The sequence below is a fragment of the Streptomyces sp. NBC_00984 genome (assembly GCF_045162475.1).
Lineage (GTDB): Bacteria > Actinomycetota > Actinomycetes > Streptomycetales > Streptomycetaceae > Streptomyces.
Map to the genome: position 1 here is coordinate 5,802,946 of NZ_CP108734.1, position 16,661 is coordinate 5,819,606.

General features: G+C 72.1%; 15 protein-coding genes and 1 tRNA gene. 3 read left to right on the top strand and 13 right to left on the bottom strand.

What is annotated here, in order from left to right; genetic code table 11:
- Positions 1–22 precede the first annotated feature (22 nt).
- The 5 genes from ehuA to OG520_RS26000 form a co-directional block, all read right to left on the bottom strand.
- A complete protein-coding gene (gene ehuA / locus OG520_RS25980; protein WP_406014790.1) occupies positions 23–883 on the bottom strand; it encodes an ectoine/hydroxyectoine ABC transporter ATP-binding protein EhuA in 861 nt (286 codons plus the stop codon).
- Positions 873–1,514: an ectoine/hydroxyectoine ABC transporter permease subunit EhuD gene (gene ehuD / locus OG520_RS25985; protein ID WP_406014791.1), complete on the bottom strand. Its 642-nt coding sequence runs from the start codon at positions 1,512–1,514 to the stop codon at positions 873–875. Before ehuD ends, ehuA begins: the two co-directional genes overlap by 11 nt.
- Complete coding sequence (ehuC, locus tag OG520_RS25990; RefSeq protein ID WP_406014792.1) at positions 1,511–2,251, bottom strand: ectoine/hydroxyectoine ABC transporter permease subunit EhuC; 741 nt, start codon at positions 2,249–2,251, stop codon at positions 1,511–1,513. Before ehuC ends, ehuD begins: the two co-directional genes overlap by 4 nt.
- A 19-nt stretch (positions 2,252–2,270) precedes the next feature.
- Positions 2,271–3,173, bottom strand: coding sequence for an ectoine/hydroxyectoine ABC transporter substrate-binding protein EhuB (gene ehuB / locus OG520_RS25995; RefSeq protein ID WP_399329585.1), 903 nt, complete (start codon positions 3,171–3,173; stop codon positions 2,271–2,273).
- 256 nt (positions 3,174–3,429) lie between these two features.
- Positions 3,430–4,389, bottom strand: coding sequence for a D-2-hydroxyacid dehydrogenase (locus OG520_RS26000; protein WP_406014793.1), 960 nt, complete (start codon positions 4,387–4,389; stop codon positions 3,430–3,432).
- A gap of 185 nt (positions 4,390–4,574) precedes the next feature.
- Between OG520_RS26000 and OG520_RS26005 the strand changes: the two genes are divergently transcribed.
- Together OG520_RS26005 and OG520_RS26010 are read left to right on the top strand one after the other, a co-directional pair.
- On the top strand, positions 4,575–5,369 hold the full coding sequence (locus tag OG520_RS26005; protein WP_399329583.1) for a decarboxylase: 795 nt from the start codon (positions 4,575–4,577) through the stop codon (positions 5,367–5,369).
- Between the two features lie 118 nt (positions 5,370–5,487).
- Positions 5,488–6,585: an LLM class flavin-dependent oxidoreductase gene (locus tag OG520_RS26010; RefSeq protein WP_406014794.1), complete on the top strand. Its 1,098-nt coding sequence runs from the start codon at positions 5,488–5,490 to the stop codon at positions 6,583–6,585.
- Positions 6,586–6,613: 28 nt separating this feature from the next.
- Here OG520_RS26010 and OG520_RS26015 read toward each other — a convergent pair whose 3' ends face one another.
- Complete coding sequence (locus OG520_RS26015; protein WP_406014795.1) at positions 6,614–8,482, bottom strand: putative bifunctional diguanylate cyclase/phosphodiesterase; 1,869 nt, start codon at positions 8,480–8,482, stop codon at positions 6,614–6,616.
- A 409-nt stretch (positions 8,483–8,891) separates the two neighbouring features.
- Here OG520_RS26015 and OG520_RS26020 point away from each other — a divergent pair, with 409 nt between their 5' ends.
- The gene (locus OG520_RS26020) at positions 8,892–10,106 is read left to right on the top strand and encodes a M6 family metalloprotease domain-containing protein (protein WP_406014796.1); all 1,215 of its coding nucleotides are present in this window, start codon (positions 8,892–8,894) and stop codon (positions 10,104–10,106) included.
- Between the two features lie 69 nt (positions 10,107–10,175).
- Here OG520_RS26020 and OG520_RS26025 read toward each other — a convergent pair.
- From OG520_RS26025 to OG520_RS26055, 7 genes are all read right to left on the bottom strand, one after another.
- Positions 10,176–10,249, bottom strand: a tRNA-Lys gene (locus OG520_RS26025).
- Positions 10,240–10,947 (bottom strand): hypothetical protein, encoded by a 708-nt coding sequence (locus tag OG520_RS26030; protein ID WP_406014797.1) that lies wholly within the window; start codon positions 10,945–10,947, stop codon positions 10,240–10,242. Before OG520_RS26030 ends, OG520_RS26025 begins: the two co-directional genes overlap by 10 nt.
- Before the next feature lie 244 nt (positions 10,948–11,191).
- The gene (locus OG520_RS26035; RefSeq protein ID WP_406014798.1) at positions 11,192–11,533 is read right to left on the bottom strand and encodes a hypothetical protein; all 342 of its coding nucleotides are present in this window, start codon (positions 11,531–11,533) and stop codon (positions 11,192–11,194) included.
- Between the two features lie 100 nt (positions 11,534–11,633).
- Positions 11,634–12,968, bottom strand: a complete 1,335-nt coding sequence (locus tag OG520_RS26040; RefSeq protein WP_406014799.1) for an AAA domain-containing protein — start codon at positions 12,966–12,968, stop codon at positions 11,634–11,636.
- Positions 12,965–14,572 (bottom strand): hypothetical protein, encoded by a 1,608-nt coding sequence (locus tag OG520_RS26045; protein WP_406014800.1) that lies wholly within the window; start codon positions 14,570–14,572, stop codon positions 12,965–12,967. Before OG520_RS26045 ends, OG520_RS26040 begins: the two co-directional genes overlap by 4 nt.
- Positions 14,563–15,750, bottom strand: coding sequence for a hypothetical protein (locus tag OG520_RS26050; RefSeq protein ID WP_406014801.1), 1,188 nt, complete (start codon positions 15,748–15,750; stop codon positions 14,563–14,565). Before OG520_RS26050 ends, OG520_RS26045 begins: the two co-directional genes overlap by 10 nt.
- The gene (locus tag OG520_RS26055; protein WP_399329573.1) at positions 15,635–16,627 is read right to left on the bottom strand and encodes a phosphatase PAP2 family protein; all 993 of its coding nucleotides are present in this window, start codon (positions 16,625–16,627) and stop codon (positions 15,635–15,637) included. Before OG520_RS26055 ends, OG520_RS26050 begins: the two co-directional genes overlap by 116 nt.
- Positions 16,628–16,661: the final 34 nt, after the last annotated feature.

Below are 16,661 nucleotides of genomic sequence, written 5' to 3' on the forward strand. Positions count from 1 at the left end.
TGTCGGGAGAAGGGCGGCGAGGTCACAGCACTGCGTCGAGGAATTCGCGGGTGCGTTCGTGCTCCGGATCGGTGAAGATTTTCTCCGGTGATCCGGATTCGATCACCCGTCCCGCATCGAACATCAGTACCGTCTCCGAGACGTCCCGGGCGAAGTTCATCTCGTGGGTCACACAGAGCATGGTGATGTCGGTGTTCCTGGCGATGTCGCCCAGCAGGTCCAGCACGCCCGCCACCAGCTCCGGGTCGAGCGCCGACGTCACCTCGTCCAGCAGCAGGATCTCCGGCCGCATCGCCAGCGCGCGGGCGATGGCCACCCGCTGCTGCTGACCGCCGGACAGCTGGGACGGGTGCGCGTCGATCTTCCCCGAGAGCCCCACCAGGTCGAGCAGCTCCCGGGCCCGGCTCTCCGCCTCGTCGCGGTCCATGCCCAGCACATTGACCGGGGCCTCGGTGATGTTCTGCAGCACCTTCATGTTCGGGAAGAGGTTGAACTGCTGGAAGACCATGCCGATCTTCTTCCGGGCCTCGCGCAGATGCTTCTCGCTCGCGGGCTTCAGCGATCCGTCGGGCGCCGCGATGTGGGACAGCGGGTTGCCGTCCACCCAGATCACGCCGTCGCTCACCTTCTCCAGCGTCATCAGCAGCCGCAGGATCGTGGTCTTGCCCGAACCGCTGGGGCCGATCAGGGTGATGTGCTCGCCGCGCCGCACCGAGAAGTTCAGCCGGTCGAGGACGACATGGTCGCCGTACCGCTTCACGACGTCGTCGAAACGGACCAGCGGTTGGCCGGTCTCCGGCGCGGCTTCGGGCACGGCGGCCGGCACGGCGCCCCGGGGGGCCGCGGGCGCCGGCTTGTGCAGGGGGAGGGGTTCAGTGGCCAAGACGCTTCTCCAGCTTTCTCATCAGGAGCGAGGTGGGGTAGCTCGCGACCAGGAAGATCAGGCCGGCGAGCGTGAAGACCTCGGTGTACGCGAAGTGGTCGGCGCCGTACTTGCGGGCCTCGAAGACCATTTCCTGCACCGTGATCACGGCGAGGAACGGGGTCTCCTTGAACATCGAGATCGCGTAGTTGCCGAGGGCGGGCAGCACACTGCGCACCGCCTGCGGCAGGATCACGGCCTGCCAGGTCCGCCGCGGGGTGAGCGAGAGCGCCCGGCAGGCCTCCCACTGGCCCTTCGGCACACCGTCGATCCCGGCGCGGTACACCTCGGAGGTGTACGTGGCGTAGTGGACGCCGAGCACCACGATGCCGATCGTCAGCGGCTCCACCGAGGTGAACAGGGCGGCGGCGCCGACCAGTTGGACGAGCAGCGGGGTGGACCGGATGAACTCCATCACGACCCGCACCGGCACCGTCACGAACCTGCTCGGGGCCCGTCCGGCGACCGCGATGGCCAGCCCCAGGACGGCGGCGACGAGCGTGCCGAGGACGGTCGCCAGCAGTGTGACCTCGAAACCCTGGAGCAGCAGGGGCAGGGCGTCCCCGACGGCGTCCCAGTCGAAACCGTTCACCGGGCACCTCCCGTCGTCGTGGCGACGGCTTCGGTGGCGCTGCGGCTGCGCAGCAGCGAACCCGCGCCGGTGTGCAGCCCGAGCCGCCGCTTGGCGCTCCGCTCCAGCAGATTCATCAGCAGGGTCAGCGCGTAGGCCAGCACGAAGTAGACGGCCAGCAGGGTCAGGTACGCGGTGAGCGTCTCACCGGTGCGGTCGCGCAGCTGCTGGACCACGGTCATCAGGTCGGACGCGGAGATCAGCCACAGCAGCGGGGTGCACTTCAGCAGCTGGATCAGCAGATTGGTGAAGGACGGGATCATCTGCACCCAGGCCTGCGGGAGGATCACCTTCCGCATCCGGTGCAGCGGCGACATGTTCAGCGCGACGGCCGCCTCGTACTGGCCGCGCGGCACGGAGCCGATCGCCCCGCGCACCACCTCGGCGCCGTACGCGCCGTAGTTGAGACCGAAGGCGACGACACCGCAGAGCAGCGGGTCCAGCTGGTACCCCGTCAGCGTCGGCATCGCGTAGTAGAGCCAGAACAGCTGGATGTAGAGCGAGGTGCCGCGGAAGAACTCCACGACCACGCGGGACACACCGCGCAGCACCAGCAGCCGGCTGATCGACATCAGGCCGAGGACGAACGACAGGAGCAGGGCGGCCAGTGCGCCCAGGACGGTGGCCTCCAGGGTCACCCACAACCCGGAGCGCAACTGTGGCAGATCGTCGAGGAAGGCGGAGAAGAAATCACTCATGCGGCGCGGTCCGTCCCCGTCAGCCCTTGCACAGATCGGCCGTCTTCAAAGTGGCCGGCGGAAGCTCGGTGGCCCCGAAACCGTACTCCTGGAGCAGGCCCACGTAGCGCGACTTGTCCGCGACGATCTTCTTCAGCTCGCGGTTGAAGGAGTCCCGCAGGTCCTCGTTGCCCTTGCGGAAGACGGCGCCGCCGGGGCTGTACTGCTTCTTGCCGTCGAGCTCCGGCAGGAAGGCCTCGGTGACCTCGGTGTCCGGGTTCGTCTTCGCCAGCCAGCGCAGCGAGATCCCGGTGAGCAGGAACGCGTCGATCCGGCCGCCCTTGAGCGCGTCGGCGCCGTCCTGCGGCTTCTGCAGTGTCTTGATCCGGTCCGCGGAGATGCCGGCCCCCTCGGCGTACTTGGCCTCGACGGCGCCCGACATCACCCCGACGGTGATCCCGGCGGCCTTCGCGGAGGCCAGGTCGGTGACCTTTTTCGGGTTGCCCTTCTTCACCATCAGAGCGGTGGGGGAGATGAACTCGGGCTCGGAGAAGAGGGCGTTGGAGCAGCGCTCGGGCGTGATCGCCATCCCGGCGCTGACCACGTCGTACTTGCCCGCCTGGAGTCCGGGGACCAGACCGTCCCACTCGGAGAGCGTGGGCTTGAGCTCGTCGACGCCGAGCGCCTTGAAGATCTCCCGGTGCAGGGTGGGCGCCTCGCCCTTGAGCTCCTTGCCCTCCAGATAGCCGTACGGGGCCTCATTGGCGTACGCGACCCGGACGAAGCCCTGCTTGCGGAGCTTGTCGAGCGCTCCCGCGCCGTCCGCGGAACCGGCGTCGGTCTTGCTGCACGCGGAGAGCAGACCGGGAACGACGAGCAGGCCCCCCACGGCTGCCGATCGGTTCAAAAAGCCCCGGCGGGACAGGTTCGGGAAGTCAGCCATGGTTCGCAATCTCCTGGAGGGGTCGAACAGTCCGGACAGGGTGAGCGCCTGCCCGATCCCGTACGTCTATGCAGGAAGGGGCCGCATGTAATCGAACGGTGTCCGGACGGTGACCTTCCCGTGTCCCGTGCAGGCGTGGGGGCGATGTCCGGTCACGGCGCGTACACCCCTATGCGGAACGGTCCATGACGGTCGGTCATGGACAGGGGCCGGTGGCGGGAGGGCCGGGTCGGCCATCGGTCCCGACCGGCCCCGGTCACTCGCCCGGCTCCCGGACGGGGACGTAACCGCGCCGCTTGTCCACCACGTTCGGCAGGGGCTCCCCGGCCGCCCAGAGTTCGTACATCGCCACGAACTGCTCGCTCAGCCGGTCCCGCCAGCCGACGGTGTCGCCGCTCATGTGCGGTGACACGATCAGATCCGGTACGTCCCAGAGCGGGCTCTGCGGCCCCAGTGGTTCCTGCTCGAACACGTCGAGTGCCGCGCCCGCGATCCAGCGCCTGCGCAGTGCCTCGGCCAGATCCTCCTCGACGACCATCGGCCCGCGCCCCACGTTGATGAAGCGGGCCGACGGCTGCATCAGCCCGAAGAACCGGGCGTCGAACATGGCGCGGGTCGACTCGGTCAGCGGAGCCGCGCAGATCACCCAGTCGGCCAGGGCGGTCAGCCGGTCCAGATCCTCGGCGCCGTGGATGGTGCGCCGCGCCCTGCGCCCCACGAGGGCCACCTGGACCCCCAGCGCGATCAGCAGCCTGGTGATCTCCCGCCCGATCGGGCCCGCGCCGACGACCACCGCGCGGCTGCCCGCGAGCCGGGTGCTCTCGCGGTGGCGCCACTGCCGCCGCCGCTGGAGCTCCAGCGTGCCTGGAAGGTCCTTGGCGAACGCCAGCACCAGGCCGGTCACGTACTCGGCGATCGGCCGCTCGAAGATGCCCCGGGCGTTGGTCAGCACCGTGTCGGAGGCCGTCAGTTCCGGGCAGAGCAGCCGGTCCACGCCCGCGCTCGCCGTGTGCACCCAGGCCGGGCGCGGGCCGTCGCCGGGCCAGGCGGCCCGTACCGCGTCGGAGGCGAAGTCCCACACCAGCAGCACATCGGCCGACGGGAGCCGCGCGGCGAGACCGGCCTCGTCGGTGTACCGGATCCGGGCCCGGCCGGTCAGCCGGCCGAGACGCGGCGACGGATCGGTGTCCAGGACGAGCAGGGTGGGCTCTGTCATGAGAGGCGGTCGCTCCGCTACGTCTGGGAGGTGCGGATTGACCACGCTCGCACCCGGGCCCGTACCCGTCAACAAGGCGCCGTGGGAGTCACGACATATGGGGGAATACTTGGAGGGAACGGGGCATGCGGGAGCGGGTGACGCTCCCCGCCCCGGACCGGAACAGAAAGGGCGGACCTGTGGACATGACGACCGTCGGATTTCTCTACCCGGGCCACTTCGCGGAGGACGACTTCCCGAGGATGGAGGTCCTGCTCGACGCCGTCAGGCTGGTGGTGAGCCGCACCGACGTCGAGGAGGACGCCTACGGGATCGACGCGCTGATCCGGACCGGCGCGCCCGAGCGCCTGGCCGCCGGGGTGGAGGAGCTCCAGCGCGCCGGTGCCGAGTCCGTCGTGTGGGCGAGCTGCGGCGGCAGCTTCCTGTACGGGTGGGAGGGCGCCCATGAACAGACCGCCGCCCTGGCCCGAGCGGCCGGCGTGCCCGCCTCCAGCACCTCCTTCGGCTTCGCCCACGCGGTACGGGAGCTGGGCGCCGAACGGGTCGCCGTCGCCTCCACCTACTCCGAACGCGTCACCGGCCTGTTCGCCGACTTCCTGCACGCCGCGGGCATCGATGTCGCCGTCACCCGTGCCGCCTCGCTCGGATCGGCCACCGAGGCCGCCGCCTGGGACCTGGACCGGGTGAAGGAACTCGCCGCGGCCGCCGACCGGCCGGAGGCGGACGCGGTGCTGCTGCCCGACACGGCGCTGCACACCGCCGGGCACGAGGCGGAACTGGAGGAACTCCTCGGCAAACCGGTCCTCACCGGCAACCAGGTCACCGTCCGGGAGGGGCTGCGGCTGGCCGGCCGCCGCGCGTGGTCCCCGAGGCTGGGCAGGCTCTTCGCCGCCCGGGAGGCACCGCCGGCCCCGGTGGCCGCCTGGGGTGAGGGCCGGGAACGCGCGCACAGCGGCAGGCGCGGGTGGCCCGGAAAGTAGCCAGGCCTTTGCCCGAGACGTACGGGGAGCTGCCGGGGAATAAAACGGAGACAACCTCCTGTTATGCGCTTCCGGACATACGAGCCGGACGCAGGCGCATCACCGGAGAGGCCAGGACGTGGACGAGATTCGAGGCGACGAGATCCGTGGCAAGGCGGAGGGAACGGCTGCCGTTCCGCTCTCCGTGCTGGACCTGGTGACCGTGGGGCAGGGCCGCACCGCCACCCAGGCGCTGCGCACGAGCGTGGACATCGCACAGCTCGCCGAGCGCCGCGGATTCCACCGCTACTGGGTCGCCGAGCACCACTCCATGCCGGGCGTCGCGTCCTCCTCACCGGCCGTGATCCTGGCCCACCTCGCCGCACACACCGAGCGCATCAGGCTCGGCTCCGGCGGCGTGATGCTGCCCAACCACGCACCGCTCGTCATCGCGGAACAGTTCGGCACCCTGGAGGCCATGGCCCCCGGCCGCATCGACCTCGGCCTCGGCCGCGCCCCCGGCACCGACGGCCCGACGGCGGCCGCCCTGCGCCGCACCGACCGGCTGAACGAGGGGGCCGACGACTTTCCGCAGCAGCTCGCCGAGCTGACCCGGTTCCTGGACGACGACTTCCCCGACGGCCACCCCTACGCCCGTATCCACGCGGTCCCCGGCCCGGTCCAGGCCACGGCCGACGGCGGCGTCCAGTCGCCGGCCCGCCCGCCGGTCTGGCTGCTCGGTTCCTCCGGCTTCAGCGCCCGGCTGGCCGGTGTGCTCGGCCTGCCCTTCGCCTTCGCCCACCACTTCTCGGCCCAGAACACGGTTCCGGCGCTCGACCTGTACCGGGAGTCGTTCCGGCCGTCCGCGGTGCTCGACGCCCCGTACGCGCTGATCGGCGTCTCCGCCCTGGCCGCCGACGACGAACGCGAGGCCCGCCGCCAGGTGCTCTCCGGGGCCCTGTCCATGGTCCGGCTGCGCACCGGCCGCCCCGGTCTGGTCCCGACGCCCGAGGAGGCGGAGGCGTACGCCTTCAGCCCGATGGAGCGCGAGTTCGTCGACAGCTGGCTCGTCAACATCGTCCACGGCACGGCGGACCAGGTCCGTACCGGCCTCGAGGACCTGGCCAAGCGCACCGGCGCCGACGAACTCATGATCACCGCCAACGCCCACGGTGGCGAGGCGAGGCTGCGCAGTTACGAGCTGATCGCGGACGCGTACGGGCTGCCCACGGCCTGACCCCGGCTTCCTCGGCGGCCGGACCGCGTCAGCCCTGCATCGGGCGGGTGCCGATCAGCTCGGCGATCCGCTCCGGGGCCACCGCGCGGGAGTACAGCCAGCCCTGTCCGGTGTCGCAGCCGATCCTGCGCAGCCGCTCGGCCTGGCCGGCCGTCTCCACGCACTCCGCGGTGACGGTCAGGCCCAGCCGGTGCGCCAGCTGCACCATCGCCTCGACGATCGTCTCGTCGGCCGGGCTCGGGTGGGCGCCGCCTTCGTAGCGGAAGCCGCGCACGAAGGAGCCGTCCAGCTTCAGCACCGAGACCGGCAGCCGGCTCAGATAGGCGAGGTTGGAGTAGCCGGTGCCGAAGTCGTCGATGGCGATCCGCACGCCCATGTTGCTGAGCGACTGGAGTGCCTGGATGGGCCGGCCGGCCGAGCCCATCACCGCGGACTCGGTCAGCTCCAGCTGGAGCAGCGAGGGATCGAGGCCGGTCTCGGCGAGGATCTCCGCGACATCGGTGACCAGGTCGGAGTCCCAGACCTGGCGCACGGCGACATTGACGCTGATGAACAGCGGCGGATCGGTGGGGTGTTCCAGCTGCCAGCGCCGGGCCTGGCGGCAGGCGGACTGCAGTACCCACCGGCCGAGCTGGACGATCGAGCCGTCCTCCTCGGCAATCGCGACGAACCGATTCGGCGACAGCATGCCGAATTGGGGGTGGTTCCAGCGGACCAGGGCCTCCACCCCGCGCACGACTCCGTCGGCCATGCCGACCAGCGGCTGGTACTCGATGGTGAACTCGCCGCGCTCCACGGCGGGCCGGAGATTGGACGAGAGCGTCTGCCGGGTCATCCGGTGGGCGTTGCGCTCCGGGTCGAAGACCGTCCAGCGGTCCTTGCCGTCCGCCTTCGCCCAGTACAGCGTGGTGTCGGCGGCCTGCATCAGACCGGTGGCCGAGGTGCCGGTCACGGCCCGTTCCACCACCCCGATCGAGGCGGACACGGAGATCCGCTGCCCGGCCAGGTCGAAGGGCTGCTGCAGTGCGGCGAGGACCGTGCGGGCCAGGTCGGTGAGCTGCTTCGTACCGGCCGAGTCCTCGACCAGGATCGCGAACTCGTCGCCGCCGAGGCGCGCCACGAGATGGGCGCCGGAGCGGTGCGGGCCGTCCTGGGCCGCGCAGTCGGTGAGCCGCGCGGCGACGGCGGCGAGCAGCCGGTCGCCGATCCGGTGCCCCATCGTGTCGTTGACGGCCTTGAAGCCGTCCAGGTCCAGGTAGCAGAGCCCGACCCGGCCGTGCCCGGAGGTGCTGTCGTCGTACGCCGGGCTCTCCAGGACGGCCGAGAGCCGTTCGAAGAACAGCGTCCGGTTGGGCAGCCGGGTCACCGGGTCGTGCATCTGGAGGTGGCGCAGCCGCTTCTGCAGCTCCCGCCGGTCGCTGATGTCCGAGACGGAGAGCAGCACCCGGCCGGGCCCGGAGCCGTCGCCCGCGCCGGCCTTCTGCTCGGGCATCGGTACGACGGTGACCTCGGCCCACAGCGCGCGTCCGTCGGGGTGCTTGAGCCGGTGGGTGCAGCGGAACCGTGAGCGCCGCCCGTGCAGCACCTCGCGGTACGCGTGCCAGGTACGGCCGTCCGCCGCGAGGTCGAGCAGATCGGCGGCGGACTGGTTGGTCAGCCCCGCGGCGGGGAGGCCGAGGAGGCCGCCGAGGGCCTCGTTGGCGGTGACGACCAGGCCCTCGCGATCGACGACGGCCATCGGGAGCGTGGCGGCCAGGAACGCGGCCCGGTAGCCGTGCGGCTCGGAGCACTCGGCTCCGGCAGGCGGCCACGGAGTGTGACGATCCGTGGCCGCCGGTCCTGCGGAATACCGGGGTGTGCCCGCCGCGGGCCCGGGGCCTTCGGAGGTTCCGCTCACCGTTCGCTCCCGCCGTGCAGTTCTGTCCTGAACAGGTGTGGCCGGACTGGCCCGCCGCGTGGAGCGCCTGGGTCGAAGGCGGAAACCACGCGGGAAAGCCTGGTGAAGCATAGAGGTTGGTGCGTCGGCCGTTCCAGCGCCCGACGCTTCCACGCCCCGCGTTCGCCCCACATGGGCCATTCGTACGCGGCTCCGTTTTGCCCGTAACCGATCACTTCTGAGTAATTATGTTCTCCTGCAATGCCTCGATGATCGATTGTGACTGTCTGTGAGGGTCAGGGCCTCGGCCGACCGCTGACTCGACTGGGGCAGCTCAACAGGACGAAAGCCTTGAATCATCACAGGGTGGGTGGGTGACCGCATCTCGTACCCGGAGGTAGATGTGCCGCGTCAGCACAGATCCGGGGGAGTGGAGAGGCCGACCCTGCGCGCTGTGGGTGCCGCCGTGACCTCTCTTCTGGCGCTCGCTGCCACCTCCCTCGTCGCCGGGCCCGCCGTGGCCGCCACCGGTGAGGCGGGCCCCTGCGCCCTGCCCCGGACCGAGGCACACCACTCGCTCGGCGTCAGCGACTGGAACGGCTCCTACCCCCGCCCCGACCATCCCCTCGACGCGGTCATGATCTTCCTTTCCTTCCCGGACCACACCCCCGTCATGACCCCCGGAGAGCTCGCCGCCGACCACTTCCCCGCCACCACCCGGTTCTTCCAGCGCGCCTCGTACGGGAAGTTCACCCTGCGCCCGCACCCGATGCGGCAGTGGATCCGGATGCCCAGGACGTCCGACCAGTACGGCATACGGCGCGACTGGGACAACGACCGGCGCAGCAGCTATCTGCGCGACGCCGTCGCCGCGGCCGATCCGAAGGTGGACTTCTCCCGGTACGACATCGTCTATCTGGTCGCCGACCCGGACGCCCCGGGCGTCGACTCCGACGCCACCAAGGTCGTCAACTTCGAACAGCCGCTGCACGCCGACGGCGCGGCCATCCGCCGCGTCGTCACCGTCTTCGAACAGCACCCGCCGGACCGCAATGTGCTGGCCCACGAGACCGGGCACGTCTTCGACCTGCCGGACCTCTACCACCGGCCGTCCGACGGCAAGGGCGACTGGGACACCTACGTCGGCGACTGGGACGTGATGGGCAGCCAGTTCGGACTCGCGCCGGACTTCTTCGGCTGGCACAAGTGGAAGCTGGGCTGGCTGGACCGCAAACAGGTGATCTGCGTCCAGAGCAGCCGGGACATCACCCTGGAGCCGATGGCCGCCGTGCCCGAGCCCGGGGCCTCCATCGGCACCCGGCTCGCGGTGATCCGGACCGGCGAGGACAGTGCCGTGGTCATCGAGGCCCGCAGCGCCACCGGCAACGACAGCACGACCTGCACCGAAGGCGTCCTGCTCTACCGGGTGCGCAGCAAGACCCCGTCCGGCGGCGGTCCGGTCGAGGTCATCGACACCCACCCCCGCACCGACGCCTGCTGGGACCGCTCGGTCTACGCGCCGCTCGCGGACGCCCCGCTGCGGGTCGGCGAGACGTACAGCATCCCCGGCGGGCACACGAAGGTCGAGGTCGCCGACCGGACGCCGTCGGGTGCCTGGACGGTCCGGGTCACCACCGGAACGTAAGGGGTGGTTCTCCGGGCTTCCTCGCACGAAGAAGCCCCCTCGCTTCCGCGAGAGGGCTTCTTCCGTCTGTGCGCCGCCAGGGACTCGAACCCCGGACCCGCTGATTAAGAGTCAGCTGCTCTAACCAACTGAGCTAGCGGCGCCTGCTGACGTCGTAGACATTAGCATCCGGATCGGCGGGAGGAAAAATCGAATTCCTGGCCACCGACGAGGGCGCCGACCTGGTCACCCGCACACAGGCCCAGAGCAGCACATCGGGGCCAGGCAGCCAGGGGCTGCGGGTGTCGGGGGCGACCAGCCAGCGGGGGCCGGGGGTGGTGGAGGTGCAGATCAGGGGCGGTACGGTCACCGCGTCCCCGGTGCCGTGGCAGAGCAGCGGCGGGACCTTGCCGTCGCCGCCGTCCCGCCCTCCCGGGCCCATGGCGGCCCGCGGTTCGGGTCCGCCGCCCCACTCCTCCCAGTCGAGCAGCGAGGGGAGCCGCTGGGCGGTGCCGGGCGAGGCGAACAGCAGCATCCGGCCGCGGTGCGTGGCCACCGGCCCGGAGCCGGGACCGTCGGACCACAGGTGTTCCAGCATCCGGCGCCCGAAGAGGGTGGGCACGTTCACCACGTCGAAGGCCGACCCGCACGGCAGCACCCCGGGCGAGGAGGGGTGGGCCTCCCACTGGGACAGCGTGCTGCGCGGATACGCGGCGGCGCCGGCGAGCCAGGCGGCACCGGCCGCCGTGACGTGCGCCGTCTGGTTCGCGCCCTGATTCCGCAGAACGGCGAAGACATCGGCGCCGTGGTGGAGGGCGTCGCCGTGGTGCAGGGTCGAGTTGTCTGGCAGCCATGCGGTCATGCCGACATATCTACCTGGAGTGATCGAGTGGATTCCGAGAGTTGCCGGAAACCGGGACAGGCCGGGGTGGGGAGGAGTATCTTGCGCTCGGGCATATGCCAGTGGTGCTACCCGGAGTCAGAACCGGGCGGGACGGGCGGTCCGCCCGGGGTGCCGGCCGGGGCCGGTCACCTGCCCAGCGGCGGGGCGTCACCGGTCCGATGGCCGTGCTCCGGCCGCCCGCGACGGCCGGCCCGGTACGGCCTCAGGGCGTGGCACCGCCCAGCAGGCTCCGGCCGAACTCGACCATCTTCTTGGCATAGTCCTCGGTCCACTGCGCGCGCTGCGCGATGTCCGCGGTCGTGAGCCGGTCGAACCGGCGCGGATCGGCGAGCTGGGCGGCGGCGACGGCCTGGAACTCGACCGCGCGGTCGGCCGCGGCACGGAACGCCAGGGTCAGCTCGGTGGCGCGGGACAGCAACTCCTTCGGATCGTCCATCGACTCCAGGTCGAAGAAGTGCTCAGGATCGGCGGCCGCCGCCGACGGCTCGAAGAGCAGGGGCGCGGGGCGCAGCCGCTGCTGCCCGTTCCGCTCGGGTTGTGCCATGTGGTGTTGCCTCCTCGGGTCGGGCCGATGGCCACCTTCCATTCTCCAACGTCCCGCAAGAGGGCCCGGCGCACGGCGAGGCCCCGGGCCCTCGCCGCCGTCACCCCGCCCACCGCACCCGGTGCTCCGCCAGATGCGCCAGCACCGCGTGGTTCGCCTCCCAGCCGTCCGGGAACTTCACCGTGACGCCCAGCTGCACCGGCTCCGTCGACGGATGTTCGTCCAGCAGCTCGGCGACGCCCGCCCGGCACACCACGATGCAGGCGTGCCGGTGGCGCGAGGCCAGCACGCAGAGGCGGCCCGTCTCCAGATGGAAGGCCGTGGCGTCGGGCCGGCCGGACAGCGGGTGCAGGACCACCGTCACATCGAACTCGCGGCCCTGGAGCCGGTTCGCCGTGTCCACCGCGACGCCCGTCACCCCCAGCTCCGCGAGCGCCGCCCGGACCGCCGCGGCCTGGTCGCGATGGGCGGTGCCGACCGCGACCCGGTCCGCCGTCACCGGCACCGGGTCCGGGGAGCGCTCGCTGGTCGCCGCGCCGCCCCGGTCCAGCAGTCGGCGGACGACCAGGGCCACCGCGCGCACCGCCTCCGGGTCGGTGCGCGGGGTGTGCCTGGCCGGGAGTTCGAGCAGGCCCCAGCCGGACTCCGCGGCCTCGTCCAGCACCCGGTCCGGGGCCGAGCCGTCGGACGCGACGCCGAACGACAGCCGCCGGTCGCCGTGGTCCGTACCGCTGCGGAACGGGGTGTACGGGTAGAACGCGTCCGAGACCAGCGGTGCCGCGGACGCGGGCAGCCGCCACGACACCGGCAGCCGGTGCTGCGGCAGATGGGGATTGTGCGCGAGCAGCGTGGAGACCGCACTCGCGGACGGGTCGTACGAAAGCCCCGCCCACTGGTCCGCGCCGACGATCGAGAACGGGTCCAACTGGCCCGGATCGCCGACGAACAGTGCCCGCTCGAAGAGCCCCGCGACGGCCAGCAGCGCGTCCGAACGCATCTGGTACGCCTCGTCGACGATCGCGTGGCCCCACGGCTCGACGTTCTTCACATGCGCCCACTTGGCGGCCGTCGAGATGACGACGTCGAGCCCGGCGAGATCGGACGCCTTCGCCGACTTCCGTACGTTGGCCAGCCCGTCCAGGACCTTGTCGTACGGGTCGGTGTCATTGCTGTGCAGCCGGCCGACCGGCAGCCCCGGATCCTTCTCGGCCAGCCGCACCACCAGGTCGTCGACCTGGGCGTTCGTCTGCGCGACCACCATCAGCGGATGGCCGGCCGAAGCGAGTTCGAGTGCGGCGCGCACCACGAGCGTCGACTTGCCGGCGCCCGGCGGGGAGTCCACCACGATGCCGCGCGACGTTCCGCCCAGGGTGTCGGCGAGGATCGCGTCGGTCGCCCGCGCGGCCTGGGCGCCCGGGTCGAATACGGCCGTCACAGGAGGTCCTCCGCGGTCACGGGGTCGGGGCTCTCGGCATGCCCGGCCGCACCCGGCGGGCCGCCGTGCGTCCAGGGAGTCTGCTCCGGGTCCGGCAGCTTCGGGCCGCCGCGCTGATCGTGCTCGAAGAGCGTCCAGGCGATCCGGTCACCCTGCTCGGGCACCGAACCCGGGGCCGGCTCCTTGCTCCGGCCCATCCGGTCGAGGATCCGCAGCACCAGCAGGGCCGCTCCCCCGCCTTCCGGCTCGGCGTACCGCACGAACTCGGCGGTCTGCGGCCTGCCCTCCAGCGAGCGGTACACCTTGGTGCGCTCGCCGAGGTGCGGGTGCTCGTCCGTGCGGACCGTGACCAGCGGGCGCGGCGACGGGCGCTTGGACTCGCTGTACGCCATCACCACCTCCGTCACCTCGGCGAGGAAGGCCTCGCCGGCCAGCCGCCGCCCGGCCAGCACCAGCGGATCGTCCAGCGCCTCCTGGGCCTCCAGCTGGGCCTGGGCCGTCTCCCGCGAGGCCAGCTTCTGCGCCGCCGTCACCGCGTCGTCCCGGCGCGGCTGCGGCGGCTCACCCGAGCGCACCCGGTCCCGGTGACCGGTGAACGACCAGCGGTCCCTGGTCCAGCGGTCCTCGGCCCTGGCCCCCTCGGGGAGCTCCCTCAGCAGGTCGAGCCCCCGCCACACCGCGTCCCACGTCGGCCGCGTCACCCCGGCCAGCCTTGCCCTGATCTCCCGCTCGGCGGCGGTCAGTTCGGCGAGCCGGGCATCGGCCGCCGGACCGTCCTCGGCCGCCGCGAGCGAGGTGCGCGCCCGGTCGTACTTCTCGATGGCGGGCGCCAGCAGCCGGTTGTCGAACGCCGGGTCCGTCGCCGGACCGGCCGGCGGGCACAGCAGCTGTCCCTCGCCGTCCCGCGCCAGCTCCGCACGGAGCGCCGCCGAGGCGCCCGACTCGCCCGCCGGGGCGTCGATCCAGGCCAGCAGCGCACCCAGGTGCTGATCCTCCAGGCTGCTCTGCCCGGTCGCCCAGTGCCGGTTCAGCAGATCGGTCGCGGCGAGCAGCAGCGAGGAGCCGGGCACCCTGGCCCGCTCCCCGTAGTGCGTCAGCCAGCGGCCCAGCAGCGGGACCCGGGCGGGCGCGGGGTACGGGGTGTCGGGATCGTCCTCGGCGGTACGCCGGAACCGCATGGAGCGGCCCAGCAGCCGTACGAACTCGATGCCCGCCCGGCTCGGCACGATCAGCTGCGGCGCGTCCGCGCACAGCTCGACCTCGACCTTGACCTTCTTCCCGGTCTCCGGATCGGTCTCGTTGCGCTCGGCCGGCTCGACGACGTCCTCGTACGCCTCGATGTGCGGCAGCACCGCCTCGGCCAGCTCGGCGAGGAACGCGAACCGCAGGTCCCGGTCGCGCGGCTGCGAGACCGTCAGCAGCCGGGGCGCCGCCCGGTCGGTCCCGACGAGCGCGCCCAGCGGGGCACCCGCCTCACCGGCCGTGGTCAGCGGAACCAGGACGAGGGGCCGGTCGGTGAGATGGCGGTGCAGGACCGTCGCCATCGGCCGGGCCCGGCCGCTCTCCACGGCCTCCAGCCGGGCCAGGGTGCTGATCAGCGACATGCCGGACCGCCCGCCAGCGCCTCGGCGCGCAGGGCCGCCGCGCGCCGCAGGGCCGCGACCGTCGGATCCGCCGGGTCGCCCTCCTTGCCCGCGGCGGCGGCCAGCACCTCGCCCACCGTGGTCAGCCCGCCGAGCTCACCGCGCACACTCCGCCCCAGCGCCTCCACGGCACCGGCCTCGCGCGCCTTCGCCCGGCAGTGGAAGGCCAGCTCGCAGGCGGCCAGGCACTCCGGGGCGTAGGCCGCGCCGACCGATTCGACCGCGGCGTCGAGCTGCTGCCGGGGGCACTCCGGGTCGAAGGTGGTGCCCTCGGGCAGGGCCGCCGCGATGTCCTCGATCCGGGTCAGCCTGGTCAGCTGGCGGCGGGTGACCGCGCGCTGTTTGCGTACGTCGACGACCGAGGCGGTGGGCAGGTTGGAGAAGTCCTTCGGACAGACCAGCAGCACCCGGTGGCCGACCTCGGCGCCCTCGGTCAGCTCCGCGATCCGCTCCAGCGCCAGCACATAGACGGCGGACTGCCGGGCCGCCGCGCCGACCTTGGCCGCGTCGGCCGAGCCGTCGACCATGGGGAAGGACTTGATCTCGACGACCGTCCAGGTGCCGTCGGGGTGCACCGCCACCGCGTCCGGCTCCAGATAGGCGGGCGAGCCCGCCACCTCCAGGGCCAGCATCGGGTGGTCCAGCAGCGCCCAGCCGCCCGCCTCGGTCGCCTCCCGCAGCGCCAGCGCCGTACGCGCGGTGCGGCCCTCGGGCCCGGCCGCGGTCAGATCGGGCACCGCGACCTCGTGCGGCGCCCCGCCACCGCCGCCGAGGCGCTCGTGCAGCAGCCGCATCAGCTCCGTGCCCCCGTCGGCCTTGACCTTGGCCTCGAAGGCGTTGCCCCGGATGAAGGCGAACTGCGACTGGCCGAAGGGGGCCGGCGAACCGAGCGCCGTGGCCAGCGCGGCCTTGTCCACCCCGGCGCCGTCCAGCAGGGCGCGCCGCCGGCAGCCCGGATTGGCGGCGAGGGCGGCCAGCGCGCGGGCGTCCAGCGGACGGGGCGGGACGGCCGGTCCCCGCAGCTCAGCGAGCCGTTGCCGGAGTGTCGTCCCCCGCCGCTCCCGCTCCTGCGGGGGCGCCGGTGTCGGCCCGGGGTGCGCGACCGGCCGAGGCGTCTGCGTCGGCCGATGCCGCGGCATCGGTGGAGTCTGCGGAGGTGGTCCGCTGGCCAGGGATTCGCTCACCCGCGGAAGTCTTGCATCCGGCACTGACAATCGGGGACTTCGCGACCGGGGCGACCCGCGGGAAGCGGGCTTCGACCCGGTCCCTGATCCGGTCCGCGAGGCGCATCACGGGCCGGGCCAGCAGGGCTCCGACGCCCATCACGGCGGCGCCCGCGACCGCGTCGAGGAGGTAGTGGTTGGCCGTGCCCATCACCACGAACGTGGTGATCAGGGGGTAGGCGACACCCGCGGCCCGGACGTACGGGTTCTTGCTGTGGCGCCACAGCAGGATTCCGCACCAGAGCGCCCAGCCGACGTGCAGGCTCGGCATCGCCGCGTACTGATTGGTCATTCCGCCCATGCCGCGCGGGGCGCTGGCCTCCGTGCCCCACCAGCCGTACGAGCTGTACTGCGCCATCGTGTCGACGAAGCCGTGTTGGGCCTCCAGCAGCCGGGGCGGGCAGGTCGGCATCAGCGTGAAGCCGATCAGGCCGAGCAGGGTGGAGGTCATCAGCCAGGTGCGGGCCTTGCGGTAGACCTCCTGGCGGCGGCGGAAGAGCCAGATCAGGACGGCCGGGGTGACGAGATAGTGCAGGGACGCGTACGCGAAGTCGGAGGGTATGCCTATCGAGGGGTGCGCGGTGAGCAGCCGGTTGAGCGGATGTTCGAGGTTGATGTGGAGCGTCTTCTCCAGGCGCAGGATGCTCAGGCCGTGGTCGACGGCGGTGGACACGTCGCCGCGCGCCACCAGCCGGCCCGCCGAGTAGGCCCCGTACACCAGGGCCAGCAGTGGCAGCTCGGTCCACCAACGGGGCCGCGGGCGCGGCACGGGCGCGGTGCTGGCATGCTGCATCCGGAAGTTCTCCATCATGTGTTCATGCGACCGA

Bases quoted from the DNA above. Each gene is read 5' to 3' on its own strand.
- OG520_RS26005 (WP_399329583.1), top strand. From the start codon at position 4,575: ATGACGACCGTCGGATTTCTCTACCCGGGCCACTTCGCGGAGGACGAC.
- OG520_RS26030 (WP_406014797.1), bottom strand. From the start codon at position 10,947: ATGACCGCATGGCTGCCAGACAACTCGACCCTGCACCACGGCGACGCC.
- ehuB (WP_399329585.1), bottom strand. From the start codon at position 3,173: ATGGCTGACTTCCCGAACCTGTCCCGCCGGGGCTTTTTGAACCGATCG.
- OG520_RS26035 (WP_406014798.1), bottom strand. From the start codon at position 11,533: ATGGCACAACCCGAGCGGAACGGGCAGCAGCGGCTGCGCCCCGCGCCC.
- OG520_RS26055 (WP_399329573.1), bottom strand. From the start codon at position 16,627: ATGCAGCATGCCAGCACCGCGCCCGTGCCGCGCCCGCGGCCCCGTTGG.
- OG520_RS26050 (WP_406014801.1), bottom strand. From the start codon at position 15,750: ATGCCGCGGCATCGGCCGACGCAGACGCCTCGGCCGGTCGCGCACCCC.
- OG520_RS26045 (WP_406014800.1), bottom strand. From the start codon at position 14,572: ATGTCGCTGATCAGCACCCTGGCCCGGCTGGAGGCCGTGGAGAGCGGC.
- ehuC (WP_406014792.1), bottom strand. From the start codon at position 2,251: ATGAGTGATTTCTTCTCCGCCTTCCTCGACGATCTGCCACAGTTGCGC.
- OG520_RS26000 (WP_406014793.1), bottom strand. From the start codon at position 4,389: ATGACAGAGCCCACCCTGCTCGTCCTGGACACCGATCCGTCGCCGCGT.